Annotated in this window: 14 protein-coding genes and 1 pseudogene; 11 read left to right on the top strand and 4 right to left on the bottom strand. The window is 51.3% G+C overall.

Features of this window, described 5'->3' with window-relative positions:
• Positions 1–6: 6 nt before the first annotated feature.
• The 6 genes from cytR to rraA all read left to right on the top strand — a co-directional run bounded on the left by cytR (position 7) and on the right by rraA (position 5559).
• The gene (cytR, locus tag G5S52_RS16660; RefSeq protein WP_368737481.1) at positions 7–1035 is read left to right on the top strand and encodes a DNA-binding transcriptional regulator CytR; all 1029 of its coding nucleotides are present in this window, start codon (positions 7–9) and stop codon (positions 1033–1035) included.
• A gap of 81 nt (positions 1036–1116) precedes the next feature.
• Positions 1117–1683 carry an SPOR domain-containing protein gene (locus tag G5S52_RS16655; protein WP_002535259.1) on the top strand — a complete coding sequence of 189 codons (567 nt, stop codon included), beginning with the start codon at positions 1117–1119 and terminating at the stop codon, positions 1681–1683.
• A 148-nt stretch (positions 1684–1831) separates the two neighbouring features.
• Positions 1832–2356, top strand: coding sequence for an ATP-dependent protease subunit HslV (gene hslV / locus G5S52_RS16650; RefSeq protein ID WP_002535260.1), 525 nt, complete (start codon positions 1832–1834; stop codon positions 2354–2356).
• Between the two features lie 15 nt (positions 2357–2371).
• Entirely contained in the window at positions 2372–3706 is a 1335-nt protein-coding gene (gene hslU / locus G5S52_RS16645) for an ATP-dependent protease ATPase subunit HslU (protein ID WP_165016064.1), read from the top strand.
• A gap of 306 nt (positions 3707–4012) precedes the next feature.
• Entirely contained in the window at positions 4013–4918 is a 906-nt protein-coding gene (locus G5S52_RS16640) for a 1,4-dihydroxy-2-naphthoate polyprenyltransferase (RefSeq protein WP_165016061.1), read from the top strand.
• A 155-nt stretch (positions 4919–5073) separates the two neighbouring features.
• The gene (gene rraA / locus G5S52_RS16635; RefSeq protein ID WP_002535263.1) at positions 5074–5559 is read left to right on the top strand and encodes a ribonuclease E activity regulator RraA; all 486 of its coding nucleotides are present in this window, start codon (positions 5074–5076) and stop codon (positions 5557–5559) included.
• A gap of 57 nt (positions 5560–5616) precedes the next feature.
• Here the strand turns inward: rraA and zapB are convergent, their stop codons facing one another.
• Complete coding sequence (zapB, locus tag G5S52_RS16630) at positions 5617–5859, bottom strand: cell division protein ZapB (protein WP_165016058.1); 243 nt, start codon at positions 5857–5859, stop codon at positions 5617–5619.
• 558 nt (positions 5860–6417) lie between these two features.
• On the opposite strand from zapB, the gene glpK reads away from it, so the two are divergent.
• Together glpK and glpX are read left to right on the top strand one after the other, a co-directional pair.
• The gene (glpK, locus tag G5S52_RS16625) at positions 6418–7923 is read left to right on the top strand and encodes a glycerol kinase GlpK (RefSeq protein ID WP_165016055.1); all 1506 of its coding nucleotides are present in this window, start codon (positions 6418–6420) and stop codon (positions 7921–7923) included.
• 161 nt (positions 7924–8084) lie between these two features.
• The gene (gene glpX, locus G5S52_RS16620) at positions 8085–9092 is read left to right on the top strand and encodes a class II fructose-bisphosphatase (RefSeq protein WP_062666973.1); all 1008 of its coding nucleotides are present in this window, start codon (positions 8085–8087) and stop codon (positions 9090–9092) included.
• A gap of 64 nt (positions 9093–9156) precedes the next feature.
• On the opposite strand, the pseudogene G5S52_RS16615 reads toward glpX, so the two are convergent.
• Positions 9157–10700: pseudogene (locus G5S52_RS16615) on the bottom strand (DHA2 family efflux MFS transporter permease subunit).
• Complete coding sequence (locus G5S52_RS16610; RefSeq protein ID WP_165016051.1) at positions 10684–11712, bottom strand: HlyD family secretion protein; 1029 nt, start codon at positions 11710–11712, stop codon at positions 10684–10686. Before G5S52_RS16610 ends, G5S52_RS16615 begins: the two are co-directional and overlap by 17 nt.
• 302 nt (positions 11713–12014) lie before the next feature.
• On the opposite strand from G5S52_RS16610, the gene G5S52_RS16605 reads away from it, so the two are divergent.
• The 3 genes from G5S52_RS16605 (at position 12015) to G5S52_RS16595 (ending at position 14031) form a co-directional block, all read left to right on the top strand.
• Positions 12015–12635 carry a helix-turn-helix transcriptional regulator gene (locus G5S52_RS16605; RefSeq protein ID WP_002535271.1) on the top strand — a complete coding sequence of 207 codons (621 nt, stop codon included), beginning with the start codon at positions 12015–12017 and terminating at the stop codon, positions 12633–12635.
• Between the two features lie 33 nt (positions 12636–12668).
• Positions 12669–13412 carry a ferredoxin--NADP reductase gene (locus G5S52_RS16600; protein WP_002535273.1) on the top strand — a complete coding sequence of 248 codons (744 nt, stop codon included), beginning with the start codon at positions 12669–12671 and terminating at the stop codon, positions 13410–13412.
• Between the two features lie 280 nt (positions 13413–13692).
• Complete coding sequence (locus G5S52_RS16595) at positions 13693–14031, top strand: DUF3135 domain-containing protein (RefSeq protein WP_165016048.1); 339 nt, start codon at positions 13693–13695, stop codon at positions 14029–14031.
• A gap of 217 nt (positions 14032–14248) precedes the next feature.
• Here G5S52_RS16595 and G5S52_RS16590 read toward each other — a convergent pair whose 3' ends face one another.
• A complete protein-coding gene (locus tag G5S52_RS16590; protein ID WP_165016045.1) occupies positions 14249–14602 on the bottom strand; it encodes a 5-carboxymethyl-2-hydroxymuconate Delta-isomerase in 354 nt (117 codons plus the stop codon).
• Positions 14603–14795 lie beyond the last annotated feature (193 nt).

The following is a 14795-nucleotide window of genomic DNA, read 5'->3' as shown; positions in this document are numbered from 1 at the left end:
CCAATCATAACGAGAAAGAGGAATTACACTATGGCGACAATGAAGGATGTTGCCCATCTGGCCGGCGTCTCTACGGCGACGGTTTCTCGCGCGCTGATGAACCCGGAAAAAGTCTCGGCGTCTACCCGAAAAAAAGTTGAGCAAGCGGTAATGGAAGCGGGCTACAGCCCCAACTCGCTGGCAAGAAACTTACGTCGCAATGAATCTAAAACCATCGTGGCTATCGTGCCTGACATCTGTGATCCCTACTTTACAGAGATCATCCGCGGTATCGAGGAAGCGGCGATGGAGCACGGCTATCTCGTGCTGCTGGGTGACAGTGGCCAACAGGAAAGCCGCGAAAGTTCGTTCGTTAACCTGGTCTTCACCAAGCAAGCTGACGGTATGCTCCTTTTAGGTACTGATCTTCCTTTTGACGTCAGCAAGCCGGAGCAGAAGAACCTGCCTCCACTGGTTATGGCCTGTGAATACGCGCCTGAACTGGAACTGCCTACCGTTCACATCGATAACCTGACTGCAGCGTTTGAAGCGGTGAACTACCTGACTCAGGTCGGCCACAAGCAGATCGCGCAGATCACCGGCGATCCTGATGCTGCGCTCACCCAGTTCCGCGTGCAGGGCTATCAACAGGCGTTGCGCCGTGGTGGCGTGACCATCAATCCCGCCTACACAGTGAACGGTGATTTCACCTTTGCTGCAGGCGCACGTGCAATGACCACCTTGCTTTCGCTGCCAACCCCACCGACCGCGGTATTCTGTCACTCTGATGTGATGGCGATTGGTGCTATGCAGCAAGCAAAACGACTGGGTTTCCGCGTGCCGCATGACATTTCGATTGTCGGCTTCGATGACATCCAGTTCGCAGAATACTGCGACCCGGCCCTGACCACGGTTTCCCAGCCACGCTACGACATTGGCCGTCAGGCGATGTTAATGCTGCTGAAAATCCTCAAAGGCAATGATGTGCAAGCAGGTTCACGCCTTCTTGATGCCCAGCTCGTTATCCGCGAGAGTGTGGCACCACCATCACGCTAATCTGGTCAGACTGGTACTGGCGCGCAAGTTCGCGAGCCAGTACCATATAGCCTTTATTGAGCAGAAAAGACACGAAAATCAGTGGCAACCAGAGATTATGTCAAACGTGGCAAAGCACCACGTAAACCAACCCGAAACACCAAGAAGCAGCCTCCTAAACCTGCTTTCCCTTTCAAATGGGCTTTTCTCGCTCTGATCTTGGTGGCAGGCTTTGGCTATGGTCTCTATTACCTTTCCACCAGTGAACCACCCGCAGAGCCTGTTGTTGAAACCAAACCGGTGAAGCCAGCCGTTAAACCTCAGAAGAAAGACGAGAAAGTGATCCCGCCAAAACCTGAGGAGAAATGGAGCTACATTGAAGAGCTAGAAAACAAAGAAGTGAAAGTCGAGGCCAGCGAGCCAGAACTTTCCAGCCGACCTTATTTGATGCAGTGTGGCGCTTACCGCAGTGCCAGTCAGGCTGACGAGCGCAAAGCCATGATTGCGTTCCAGGGTCTCGAAAGCCATATCAAAACCAGTCAGGGTGAAAAAGGCCTCTGGTACCGTGTGGTACTTGGTCCTTACCCGATGAAGCGTGAAGCAGAGCGCGATCGCAACCTGCTTCGCCGCGCAGGCATCGAGCCTTGTGCTATCTGGTATTGGAACTGATTTCCCGCCAGCTGAACTGATTCTGAACACTTGAAGGGTAAAGCAATAATCTCGATGGCTTTACCCTTGAATTTATTTATCCCCGTCCCCACCTCTGCAGTAACAACCCATACTGGTAATAACCAGAGAGAAAAGTAGAGGTTCTTCCGTGACAACTATCGTTTCTGTTCGCCGCAACGGCAAAGTAGTGATCGCCGGTGATGGCCAGGTGTCACTGGGTAATACGGTCATGAAGGGCAATGCCCGTAAAGTTCGCCGTTTATACAACAACAAGGTACTGGCAGGTTTTGCCGGTGGTACAGCCGACGCATTCACCCTGTTCGAACGCTTTGAACGCAAACTGGAAATGCATCAGGGGCACCTGACCAAAGCGGCAGTAGAGCTGGCTAAAGACTGGCGTACTGACCGTGCACTGCGTCGCCTTGAGGCCTTGCTGGCAGTCGCAGACGAAACAGCGTCGCTGATCATCACAGGTAACGGTGATGTGGTTCAGCCAGAACACGATCTGATTGCGATTGGTTCAGGCGGCAACTTCGCACAGGCAGCAGCCACTGCACTGCTTGAAAACACTGAGCTGGATGCACGCGAAATCGCTGAAAAATCGCTGACCATCGCGGGTGACATCTGTGTGTTCACCAACCAGCACCACACCGTTGAAGAACTCGATTATTAAGACAGGATCTAAAGCATGTCTGAAATGACCCCACGTGAAATCGTTTCCGAGCTTGACCGACACATTATCGGTCAGGACAAAGCCAAGCGCGCCGTTGCTATCGCACTTCGTAACCGCTGGCGTCGCATGCAGCTCAATGAAGATCTGCGTGTAGAAGTAACCCCGAAAAATATTCTGATGATCGGCCCTACCGGTGTCGGTAAAACCGAAATTGCCCGCCGTCTGGCGAAGCTGGCCAATGCGCCGTTCATCAAAGTCGAAGCTACCAAGTTCACCGAAGTGGGCTATGTGGGTAAAGAAGTGGAAACCATCATCCGCGATCTGACGGATGTGGCGGTCAAAATGACCCACCACCAAGCGATGGAAAAAGTGAAATTCCGCGCAGAAGAGCTGGCAGAAGAGCGCATTCTCGATGTACTTCTTCCACCGCCACGTGACGCTTGGGGCCAGAATGAAGAGCCAAAAGCTGACTCGGCAACCCGCCAAAGCTTCCGCAAGAAAATCCGTGAAGGCCAGCTGGACGATAAAGAAATCGAGATCGATTTGGCGGCGCCACAGATGAGCATGGAAATCATGGCGCCTCCTGGTATGGAAGAAATGACCAACCAGCTGCAGAGCATGTTCCAGAATCTGGGTGGCGGCACCACAGCGAAAAAGCGCAAGATGAAGCTGAAAGACGCGCTGAAAGCCGCAACCGAAGAGGAAGCGGCGAAGCTGGTCAATCAGGAAGAACTGAAAGATCAGGCCATCGCGTCAGTGGAAAACAACGGTATCGTATTCATCGACGAAATCGACAAAATTTGTAAACGCGGTGAAAGCTCAGGCCCAGACGTTTCCCGTGAAGGTGTTCAGCGCGACCTGCTGCCACTCGTTGAAGGCAGTACCGTCTCTACCAAGCACGGCATGGTGAAAACTGACCACATCCTGTTCATCGCATCCGGTGCATTCCAGGTAGCGTCTCCGTCAGATCTGATCCCGGAGCTTCAGGGCCGTCTGCCAATCCGCGTTGAGCTGGAAGCGCTGACTGCATCTGACTTCAAACGCATCCTGACCGAACCTAATGCTTCCCTGACGGCGCAATACTCTGCGCTGATGGGTACCGAAGAAGTGAACCTGACCTTCACCGAAGATGGCATTGAAGAGATCGCAAATGCGGCATGGCGTGTGAACGAGAAAACCGAGAACATCGGTGCCCGTCGTCTGCACACCGTGATGGAGCGCCTGGTAGACGAAATCTCCTTCGACGCGAGCGAGCGTGGCGGTGAGTCTTTCGAAATCAACTCAGAATACGTGCGCAGCCACCTTGAAGAGCTGGTCGACGACGAAGATCTGAGCCGCTTCATCCTGTAATTATTCAGGTAAAGTTACTCAAAGGGCAGCATATCGCTGCCCTTTCTCGTATCTGGAGACGCCACATCCGGGATTATACCAATCACAGTAGGTAGCTGATCAGAAATAGCGCAGAAAAAATGCTCGAGAACAAGGCGGAAAATTTCGATAAGTAGTTATTCTACAATCAAATTTTTCAACGCAGTTATGGAGCATTTTAACAAGCTAGGATGAGCAGATATTTACTACGATTGGTATTAGCATTGCCCGCTGCGACAAAAACACCAATAATGTGACCTGCTTTAAATCATTCAATGCCAAGGCGATATGTCCGCATCTACTTTCAAAACCTGGCTCGATGCCGCCCGTCCGAAAACCTTGCCACTGGCGATAGCCTGCATTCTGTGTGGCAGTGCTGTGGCAGCGCAAACCTCACAGTTTTCTATCACCCTCACGGTATTGGCACTGGTGACCGCGCTGCTTCTGCAGATCCTGTCGAACCTTGCCAATGATTACGGTGATGCCATCAAAGGCACAGATAACGATGACCGTCTTGGCCCTAAACGTGCGATTCAGCAAGGCCTTGTTACGCCAGCGACGATGAAAAAAGCCATGATTCTCAACGTGGTCCTAACTATCGTCGTGGGCGCGGCACTGGTGCTGACAGCATTCGACAAAACCGCTGACATCCTCAGTTTTATTGGCCTTGGTGCGCTCGCGATTGTCGCGGCCATTTGCTACACCGTAGGGAACAAGCCTTATGGCTACAAAGGGTTGGGCGACCTGTCGGTACTGATTTTCTTTGGCTGGCTCGGCGTGGCTGGCACCTATTACCTGCAAACCGGAACATTAAACTCTGTCGTTCTACTGCCTGCCACGGCATGTGGTTTGCTGGCGGTGGGCGTGCTGAATATCAACAATCTGCGCGACATTGATAATGATCGCGCCTGCAGCAAACACACCTTGGTAGTCCGAATGGGGCCACAATGGGGCCGCGCCTATCATCAAGTGTTGCTCACTGCTGCTTTCGCGAGCTTTGCCCTCTATTCACTGCTTCAACCTGTGGGTTGGTCAGGTTGGCTGTTCCTGTTAGCACTGCCATTGGCAGCAAAACACGGTCTTGCCGTTTGGCAATCGCCGGATGGCGAAACCCTGCGTCCGATGATGGGCGATATTGTAAAAGTCGCACTACTAACGAACGCCTTGTTTGCGGCAGGCATCTTAATTAGTTGATACAGTGACAAAGGTGATGACAAGCGGCCTGATGAATTGTGCCGTGAGTCATTGCAAAGCCTTAGCTTGTCGTATACTTTTTTGCTGAGGGTGACGCGAAGCCCAACCTTGGCGCCACAACGATTCAGCCCCAATTGCCTAAGAGAAGTCTGACTATGGAATACAATACCTCTGAACTGTGTGACATGTACCTGGATCAGGTTGATGTTCTTGAACCGATGATGAGTTCATACGGTGGCCGCAGCTCTTTTGGTGGTCAGGTGACAACCATCAAGTGCTTTGAAGACAATGGACTGATTCGTGAAGTGGCCGAGCAGGACGGCGAAGGCCGTGTGATGCTGGTAGACGGTGGCGGCTCACTGCGCCGTGCATTGGTTGATGCAGACATTGCCGCCATGGCTGCGGACAACAACTGGGAAGGCATTGTGGTGTATGGTTGTGTACGCGATGTCGATACCATTGACGAGCTGGATATCGGTATTCAGGCGCTGGCATCAATCCCGGTGGGTGCGGATAGCCAAAGCATTGGTGAAGTGGACGTACCTGTGAATTTCGGTGGGGTGACTTTCTTGCCGGAAGATCACCTGTATGCAGATACCACAGGCGTTATCCTTTCTCAGGAAGCGATTGATATCGAATAAACCGCCACTGCCCGCAGAGAGAAAAACAGAGCCTTAAGGCTCTGTTTTTGTTTTGGCTTATTCGACTTCTTCGATTTTGCCAAGCAGGCTGCGAATGCGTTGTTGCCATGCTTCTTGATCCGCCTTCAGGCGAGCATTTTCCTGCTCCAGCGCTTCACGGCTTTCACGGATCGTGTTTGATTCACTGCTCAGTGTTTCGTTCTTCTCTTTCAGTTCTTCGATTTCCATCTGCAGCAGAGAAATTGTGTCTACTGCCATCTGAACCTTGGCTTCAAGCTGCTCTAAAATTTCCAATGACATCAAGGCCACCTATGTGTTCCAACTTATCAATTCTCTCGCCAAGGCTCGCCATCTCTGGTTTCACGCCTTGTGCGTCCCAAAGAGCTATTCTAACTGCCCATGACATGAGTCGCACCTTCGGATTTCCTATTTCGGTCACAAGCGGACAAAAAATCACCATTTAAGCGAATTCCTAACCCATTGATTCTTTATGATTATGCTTCATCACTCACAAAAATGACTAAAAATGCGATCACAAGCAATTTCTATTCACTCAACCCGTGTTAGGGTAATGGCGATCGTATCTCTCTTGGATTACTCCAAGACTTGCCGAACTCGGCCGGGCTGACACTTTGCTGTCAGCCTTTTTCTTTTCTGGGAATCTCATCGTCTTCTTTCTCATTTCTAAGCATCCAATGCGCGGAAACGCTCACCAAAAGAACAAATAATGAGCGAACGCACATTTTGCTTGCCAGCCACTTTCCGAAAACTGTTTCGCCGATAAAGTAATGATGCCAGGCTCCGGTAATGGTCCCGGACGATAAACGCTATGATTTAAGAAAACAGCGAGGAGATTTCATGAGCACCGAACCGAAATATATTGTCGCCCTCGATCAGGGAACCACCAGCTCCAGAGCCGTTATCCTTGACCACGATGCCAATATCGTGACGGTCGCCCAACGCGAATTCACCCAAATCTACCCAGAATCCGGCTGGGTTGAGCATGACCCGTTGGAAATCTTCGCCACCCAGACCTCAACACTGGTAGAGGCCATGGGCAAAGTGGGAATACGCTCAGATGAGATCGCTGCTATTGGTATTACCAACCAGCGTGAGACCACCATCGTCTGGAATCGCCACACCGGAAAGCCGATTTATAATGCCATTGTCTGGCAATGCCGCCGCACCGCACCGATTTGTGAGCAGCTTAAAGCCGACGGCTACGAAGAGTACATTCGTGACAATACTGGTTTGGTGGTAGACCCGTATTTCTCCGGCACCAAAATTAAATGGATTCTCGACCATGTTGATGGCGCACATGAGCTCGCAAAAAACGGCGACCTAATGTTCGGCACCGTCGATACCTGGCTGATTTGGAAGATGACTCAAGGACGCGTCCACGTCACTGACTACACCAACGCCAGCCGCACCATGCTGTTTAATATTAACTCGCTAGAGTGGGATGAAACCTTGCTCAAAGCGCTCGATATTCCGCTTTCCATGATGCCGGAAGTGAAATCCTCTTCTGAAGTCTATGGTCAAGCCAACCTCGGCGGTAAAGGCGGCACCCGTGTCCCGATCGCCGGGATCGCAGGGGATCAGCAAGCCGCTCTGTTCGGTCAGATGTGTGTGGAAGCCGGTCAGGCGAAAAATACCTATGGTACTGGCTGCTTCCTTCTGATGAACACCGGCAAAGAGAAAGTCACCTCTTACAATGGTTTGCTGACGACATTAGCCTGTGGCCCGAAAGGCGAAGTGGCGTATGCGCTGGAAGGTGCCGTGTTTATGGGCGGCGCATCCATCCAATGGCTACGTGATGAAATGAAGCTCATTACCGATGCCAGCGATTCTGAATACTTCGCCACCAAGGTCGACACCAGCAATGGCGTTTATGTGGTACCTGCCTTTACCGGTTTGGGTGCGCCACATTGGGACCCGTACGCACGCGGTGCCATCGTTGGCCTGACGCGGGGTGTGAATTCCAACCACATCATCCGCGCGACGCTGGAAAGTGTCGCCTACCAGTCTCTCGATGTACTGACCGCGATGGAAGCAGACTCCGGCATCAAACTCGATTTTCTGAAAGTCGACGGCGGCGCGGTGGCAAACAACTTCTTGATGCAGTTCCAGTCTGACGTGCTGAACACCGAAGTGCAGCGCCCGAAAGTCACCGAAGTGACTGCACTGGGTTCGGCCTACCTTGCTGGCCTTGCCGTGGGTTTCTGGGGCTCGATTGATGAGCTGAAAGACAAAGCCCAGATTGACCGTGTGTTTACACCATGCGCAGACGACGGCAAACGCGAGCGCCGTCATCGCGGCTGGCAGCGGGCAGTCGAGTGCGCCAAAGGCTGGGAGCAGCCATAACCTTTTGTTGACGCGCCTTTCCATCGGAGGGGCGCGCCTTCGTCTCAAAAACGCAAACGTTTCCTTTTTCCTTATGGTAGAATCCGCGCCGAGATTTTTCGTTGTCGCTCAAAGATGTCGGCAACGCCCCACTTTCATGTATTAAATTCTCTGGAGTTAAGATGAAACGCGATTTAGCGATGGCTTTTTCACGCGTCACAGAAGGCGCAGCACTGGCGGGTTACAAGTGGCTTGGCCGCGGTGACAAAAATGCCGCTGATGGCGCTGCCGTAGAAGTGATGCGCGTTTTGCTGAACAAAACCGATATTGAAGGTGAAATTGTTATCGGTGAAGGCGAAATCGACGAAGCGCCAATGCTATACATCGGTGAGAAAGTGGGACTGGGTGGCGACGCAGTAGATATCGCGGTTGACCCAATCGAAGGGACCCGTATGACGGCAATGGGTCAGTCCAACGCACTGGCGGTATTAGCAGCAGGCGAGAAAGGCACCTTCCTGAAAGCCCCAGACATGTACATGGAAAAACTGGTGGTTGGTCCTGAAGCCAAAGGCGTCATCAACATTGAACTGCCGCTTCGCGATAACCTGATCAACATTGCCAAGGCGCTGGGTAAATCACTGGACGAGCTGGTTGTCACGACACTGGCGAAGCCACGTCACGACGACACCATCCGCGAAATGCAGCAAATGGGCATCAAGGTCTTCGCGATTCCTGACGGCGATGTGGCGGCGTCTATACTGACCTGTATGCCAGACAGCGAAGTGGATGTGATGTACGGCATCGGCGGCGCACCGGAAGGTGTGGTGTCTGCTGCAGTGATCCGCGCACTAGGCGGTGACATGAATGGCCGCCTTCTTCCTCGCCATGAAGTGAAAGAAGACAACGAAGAAAACCGCCGCATGGGTGAACTGGAAATCGAGCGCTGCAAAGAGATGGGCATCGAAACCAATGTCCGCCTGAAGATGGAAGACATGGCGAGCAGCGACAACGTGATTTTCTCAGCCACTGGCATCACCAAAGGCGATCTGCTGGAAGGCATCACCCGCAAAGGCAACATCGCGACCACAGAGACCCTGCTTATTCGCGGTAAGTGCCGCACTATCCGTCGTATCAAGTCTATCCATTATCTGGATCGTAAAGACGACGCAGTGAAAGCAAACATCCTGTAATTGCATTGATGAACCAGAAAAAAGCACGCCAAGGCGTGCTTTTTTTGTTTATCGGCCAGAGCAATCAATGGCCGCCTGGCAAACCACCTTCCCGCTTCTCGCCTTTTTTGAACAGCGCCAATAAAGGCACCAAAAGAAGTATGACACCATGATAAATCCGAAGGTGTAAACGAACGCGAGCAACGTCGATTGCTGGTGAAGCATATTGGTCACCGTCGCAATAAACCCCGGATCCGTGACCGACTGCCCCTGAGCGGCCGCAAATTGCTGAACCACAGGATTTTCGGGCGTGATCCCTCCCCCTAGAGAGTTCCACTCTTTTTGCTGGATACGGCTGAAGTAAGTGTTCACGATAGAGATACCGAACGAACCACCCAGCGTCCGGCAAAGATTAAACACCACCGCCCCGCCTACCGCATGATTTGGCGCGAGCGTCGCGTATGCCAGTTGGCTCAGTGGCGCAAATACTAAGCCCATTCCAGCCCCCTGAATAATGCTTGGCAGCAGCACCCAGTAGATATCGATATCGAGCGAATAGCGCATCATCATAAAGCTGCCGATACCATTCAGAACCAGTCCAATCACTATCAACATTCGCGGATCCAAACGGTCGATAATCCGGGATATCGAAAGCAACACAATGGCGGAAGCCAGGCCCCGCGGCGCCATCACAAAACCCGTGGTATCCACCGGGTAATTCAACAGTTGCTCAAGCATCATGGGTTGTAACTGGGTGATACCGAACATGCCCATGGAAAAGCCTGTCATGACAATGCAGGAAAGCGCTAAATTCCGGTCTTTTAACAGCCACATTGGGGCAATTTCACCTTTGGTACGGAACGAGCGCACCAGAAAGAATGCCCACGCCAGCACCGCAATCACCATCGAGAACAGGATAGTGTTCGAGCTGAACCAGCCATCCTCATTGCCGCGCTCAAGCACCATCTGCAAAAGCCCAATACCGATGGCCATGCCAAACACCAACGGCCAGTCGACGGTGGTTTTACCCCGACCATCGAGGTGCACAAAGAAATAGAGGAGTGATAGACATAGCGCCCCGACAGGCACGTTTACGTAGAAAATCCAGCGCCAGTCCATGTTCTCCGTAATCAAGCCACCAACAGTTGGGCCGAGAATGGGCCCCAGTAAAACGCCGACAGAAAAGAGCGCCATCGCTTTACCACGCTCTTCCTTGGGATAGATCTGCACCATGATAGATTGAGAAAGCGGGATGACGGCTGCCCCAAACGCGCCCTGCATGATGCGGAAAATGATCATTTCTGTCAGGGTGTCCGCCTGCCCACACAGGGCAGAAGTTGTAATAAATCCCGCGACGGACACCAAAAGCAACTTACGCACACCGAATTTCAGGCTGAGGTAGCTCGCCAGGGGAATACATATCGCCTCTGCCATCGAGTAAGAGGTCAGCACCCAGGTTACCTGCTCAGAGGTCACACCCAGCGCGCCCATCATATGCGGCAACGACACATTGGCGATAGTCATGTCCAGCAACACCATGATGGCGGAGAGCATCACCGCCAAAGTGACCATCAACCTCGCACTGCCAGCCTCCATCGGCTGCGGAGAAACATCACTGTTGGCTGTCATTGGCTTTCGCCTTTGCAAGGGTATCAATGGTTACCGTCGCGCTCGCCCCAACCCGCAGTGGCGGCTCGTCAGCCTCTCTCGTGATGGTCAATCTCACCGGAAATCGTTGCGGAACTTTCACCCAGTTACCGGTGGCATTTTCCGGCGGCAACAGAGAAAAAGAGGTACCACTTGCCGGCGAAATCGCCTGTACCACGCCTTTGAAGGTCACATCAGAGTACATATCCAACGCGATCGTGGCCGTCATATCAGGTTGGATATAACCCAGCGCATCTTCTTTGTAATTGGCCTCAACCCAGAAGGAATTATCCTCAATCATCGGCATTAAGGACTGTCCCGGCGCAACCACACTGCCCGGACGCACTTTCACATCCCCCAGCGTGCCGGAAGTCGGTGCAATAATCGTGGTGTAGGAAAGATTTAAAGACGCTTCTGAAAGTGCAGCTGCCGCCTGCCGCACTGCAGGGGCTTCGGTACCGGATGCACCCTGCTCATTAATGAGCTGAGACATTCTTGCCCGCGCGGCGTCGAGGTTGTTTTTCGCCGCTGCCAGTTCTGCTTTTAAATCGTCACCGGACTGTTTTGGTAGCACGCCACGCTCCACCAGCGCCATATTGCGTCGGTACTTCTCTTCGGTGTCATCCAGCTGTGCGGAGGCAGACTGGATTTGCGCACTCGCCCCCACAATTGCATCGCTGGTTGCTTTGTTGGCGGCCACTGCGTTTTCGTATGCGGCCTTAGCCTGCTCGACTCTGGCTTGATAAGGCGAAGGATTAATCCGGGCAATCACCTGTCCTTTGTCGACATGGTCAAAATCAACCACATTCACTTCCGTCAGTTGACCGCTTATCTGGGGTGCGATGTAAAGAATGTGGCCATGTACATAGGCATCGTCAGTGCTGGGATACTGCTCTTGATGACGAATATAGAAATAGGCGGCAATCACCAGTATCGCGGCAATCCCAGCCAGAATGACAAGATTTTTAACAGGGAAACTTTTTTGCTCCGTCATGCGACCTCCTGCGACCGCCAAAAACTGAGAACAGATAACCTGAATTCTCAAAACATCGGGAGAGTCTAGACAGGGAAATACACCTTCGTACCACGACCTTATGCGATCAGTTGACTTTCAGGTGTAATTTTTAAGGATGTGACAGTGCTTCTCACTTTGACGACACGGACTACGCCGCTGAATTTTTCGTTACTGAAATAGAGCGCCTCGCTCCACTGAATTAGCATTAAATAAGTAAAGACATTGCTTTATTTACCTACATCCCCGCATAATGAAGTATCCAAATCAGTGACGAAGATGCGATGAAAACAGTCGATAAAATCCTGCACAAGATAAAACGTGAAGGCGCAGTAAGTGCGCGAGTGTTGGCAGATGAAATGGGCTTAACCACCATGGGCATTCGCCAGCACCTTCAGGCTATGGAAGACGAAGGCCTGTTGGATTTTAGCGATATTCGCGTCAAAGTTGGCCGCCCGACGCGCCATTGGTCGCTGACCGCAGAAGGACATCGCCGTTTTGCAGACAGTCATGGCGATCTCGCGATTTCCGTCATCGACTCCGTGGAGTCTCTGTTTGGCGAAGCCGGGCTAAAGAAAGTCATTCAGCAACGTGAAGAAAAAACGTTGCAGCATTACCGCGACGCGCTCAAAGATTGCCACAATTTAAAGGCTAAACTTGAAACCTTGGCTTATCTTAGAGAGAGCGAAGGTTACATGGCCGAGCTTCAGGAAATAGAGGAAGGTTTCCTGTTGATCGAAAACCACTGCCCTATCTGTCAGGCGGCCAAACGCTGTCCGGCATTGTGTAAATCAGAGAAAAATATTTTCCGCACTGTACTGGGTGATGAATATCTGGTCACGCGTGAAGAGCACATTATTGAAGGGCAACGTCGTTGTACTTATAGGGTTCAAGCACGAGAGTAATGCGCATAAAAAACTGACTTTTGAGGAGGATGTATGGCTACCTGGATCAAAGCGGAAGTTATAGAAAATCGTCGCTGGAATAAAGATCTGTTCAGCCTCGTCCTCGACGCAGAAGTCGATGCCTTTACTGCCGGGCAATTTACCAAGCTTGGTCTGGAAATCGACGGCAAAATCATTCAGCGTGCCTACTCCTTCGTCAATCCCCCCAACAGCAAACACCTTGAAATCTATGCCACCCGTGTAGCAGATGGCCTCTTATCTCCAAGGCTTCATGCACTTGAAACGGGAGACACGGTTCTCATCACCAAAGAAGCCAGCGGCTTTTTTACGCTGGAAGAAATCCCCGAGGGCGAAGACCTCTGGATGCTTTCCACCGGAACCGCCATTGGGCCTTTCCTGTCCATCCTGCAAGAAGATGAGGTATGGCAGCGTTTTCGTAAGGTCGTACTGGTACATGCGGTGCGTTTCTCGGCAGACCTCAGCTACCAAGCAGAAATTAACGAGCTGAAGCAAAAACGCAGCGATCAAATCATCGTCCAGCCGTTTGTCAGCCGCGAACCAAAAGCCGGCGCGTTGTCAGGCAGGATCACACATGCCCTTGAAGATGGCCTACTAGAAAGAATGGTTGGCCTGACGATGACGCAGGAAAAAAGTCAGGTGATGCTTTGCGGCAACCCGCAAATGGTCAAAGACGTGCGTGCCATCCTGATTGAAAAAGGGTTAGAGAAAAACCTGCGCCGTAAGCCCGGCAACATCACGACAGAACAATATTGGTAAGGCAAGCACACAACCACTTGTCTAATTCTCTGGGAAAAACGTCCGTTTTTCCCTCCCCAAGAAAAAATCACCCACTTTTACGCAAATTCTCAACAATGAGACTTCAAATTACCGTATGTCGTGTTTTGGGTCACAATCAACCAATTACCTGTATCACTCTCAAAACACACCCAACCCATTAACAGTTAATGTCTCATTTATGAGCCATTAGTGTGATTGATCGCTCATTTTTTAACCGTATAGTCAAAGGCAAGTCATGCGCAGCCAGAGGAGTAATGCCATGAAAACGTTGCCTTCATTTGACGAATTAAAAGCGTTAGCAGAAAACGATCCACAAGCACTGGAAGCGCTGAGGATTGAAATGAGCGAAGAGATCATTGAGAGCGCGAGCGAAAGCATGCAGCCAAAACTGCGCGCACAGATGAGTCACATTAACCGTGTAATCGCGACGGGGAAAAACCCAAACCACGTGAATGCGTTGTTGATGAAAGAGTTGATGCGTCAGTTTGATCGCTTCTCAACCGCCATCAATAACCCAACAGCTTTAACTGAGCGAAGCGCAACCGTCACTACATTGCACCCGAAACGTAACGAAGCAACCGTTGCGATTGAAGGCTAACTCAGTTTTTGAGCGGTGGTTCGCCACCGCCACCTTTTTTTGCCTTATCGTGCATTATACCAATCACAGTAAGTAGGTGATCAGAAATAGCGCGGGAGAAATGCTCGAGAACAAGGCAGAAAATTTCGATAAGCAGTTATTCTACAATCAAATTTTCCAACGCAGTTATCGAACATTTTAACAAGCTAGGATGAGCAGATATTGACTACGATTGGTATTAAACCTCGCGTTTTACTTTCGCGTACCAGCGTCTGTCCATATCCCTGACATCCACCGTTAAGCTCGCCACCTCCGGTGCATGCTGCTGCATCACATCCAAAAAGGCATGGCTGAGGTTTCGCTTTTGCTCTTCATCGCGCCCGTCCAACAGCCACAAAGTGACGTGGATGAAGTTTTCCTTATCATCCTTATCTGCAACCAGCCAATCATGGCAGGCATAAGCGCGTGATTTAACGTCACTGACATCAAAGATGCCGCTGCCAATGGCGGTCTGATGCAAATCTTCCAAGAGTTGTCCAATGCTGACCCGCTCTGAAACTGGGTCACTGTACTCCATGACAATATGAGGCATAACTCACTCCTTGTTACGATAATGAGCCACTTTACCGCAGCATTTCGGACGATTGTTACTAAAGAGAAGAATATTCTCCTCAGATCACACCACGCCATCTTTCACTCGCAAGTGCTAATCCGAAAATTTATAACGAAATTTTGTTACTCAAAGGTTCACATTTGCGCGCAAAACGAGTACAAACGATGGCATT

Origin of the sequence: Grimontia sedimenti, from assembly GCF_011045095.1 — a bacterium.
GTDB classification, from domain to species: domain Bacteria; phylum Pseudomonadota; class Gammaproteobacteria; order Enterobacterales; family Vibrionaceae; genus Enterovibrio; species Enterovibrio sedimenti.
This window is presented reverse-complemented; position numbering and strand designations above follow the sequence as displayed.

Excerpts from the sequence above, each read along its gene's own strand:
- hslU (WP_165016064.1), top strand. The coding sequence starts at position 2,372 with ATGTCTGAAATGACCCCACGTGAAATCGTTTCCGAGCTTGACCGACAC.
- G5S52_RS16640 (WP_165016061.1), top strand. The coding sequence starts at position 4,013 with ATGTCCGCATCTACTTTCAAAACCTGGCTCGATGCCGCCCGTCCGAAA.
- rraA (WP_002535263.1), top strand. The coding sequence starts at position 5,074 with ATGGAATACAATACCTCTGAACTGTGTGACATGTACCTGGATCAGGTT.
- zapB (WP_165016058.1), bottom strand. The coding sequence starts at position 5,859 with ATGTCATTGGAAATTTTAGAGCAGCTTGAAGCCAAGGTTCAGATGGCA.
- glpK (WP_165016055.1), top strand. The coding sequence starts at position 6,418 with ATGAGCACCGAACCGAAATATATTGTCGCCCTCGATCAGGGAACCACC.
- glpX (WP_062666973.1), top strand. The coding sequence starts at position 8,085 with ATGAAACGCGATTTAGCGATGGCTTTTTCACGCGTCACAGAAGGCGCA.
- G5S52_RS16610 (WP_165016051.1), bottom strand. The coding sequence starts at position 11,712 with ATGACGGAGCAAAAAAGTTTCCCTGTTAAAAATCTTGTCATTCTGGCT.
- G5S52_RS16605 (WP_002535271.1), top strand. The coding sequence starts at position 12,015 with ATGAAAACAGTCGATAAAATCCTGCACAAGATAAAACGTGAAGGCGCA.
- G5S52_RS16600 (WP_002535273.1), top strand. The coding sequence starts at position 12,669 with ATGGCTACCTGGATCAAAGCGGAAGTTATAGAAAATCGTCGCTGGAAT.
- G5S52_RS16595 (WP_165016048.1), top strand. The coding sequence starts at position 13,693 with ATGAAAACGTTGCCTTCATTTGACGAATTAAAAGCGTTAGCAGAAAAC.
- G5S52_RS16590 (WP_165016045.1), bottom strand. The coding sequence starts at position 14,602 with ATGCCTCATATTGTCATGGAGTACAGTGACCCAGTTTCAGAGCGGGTC.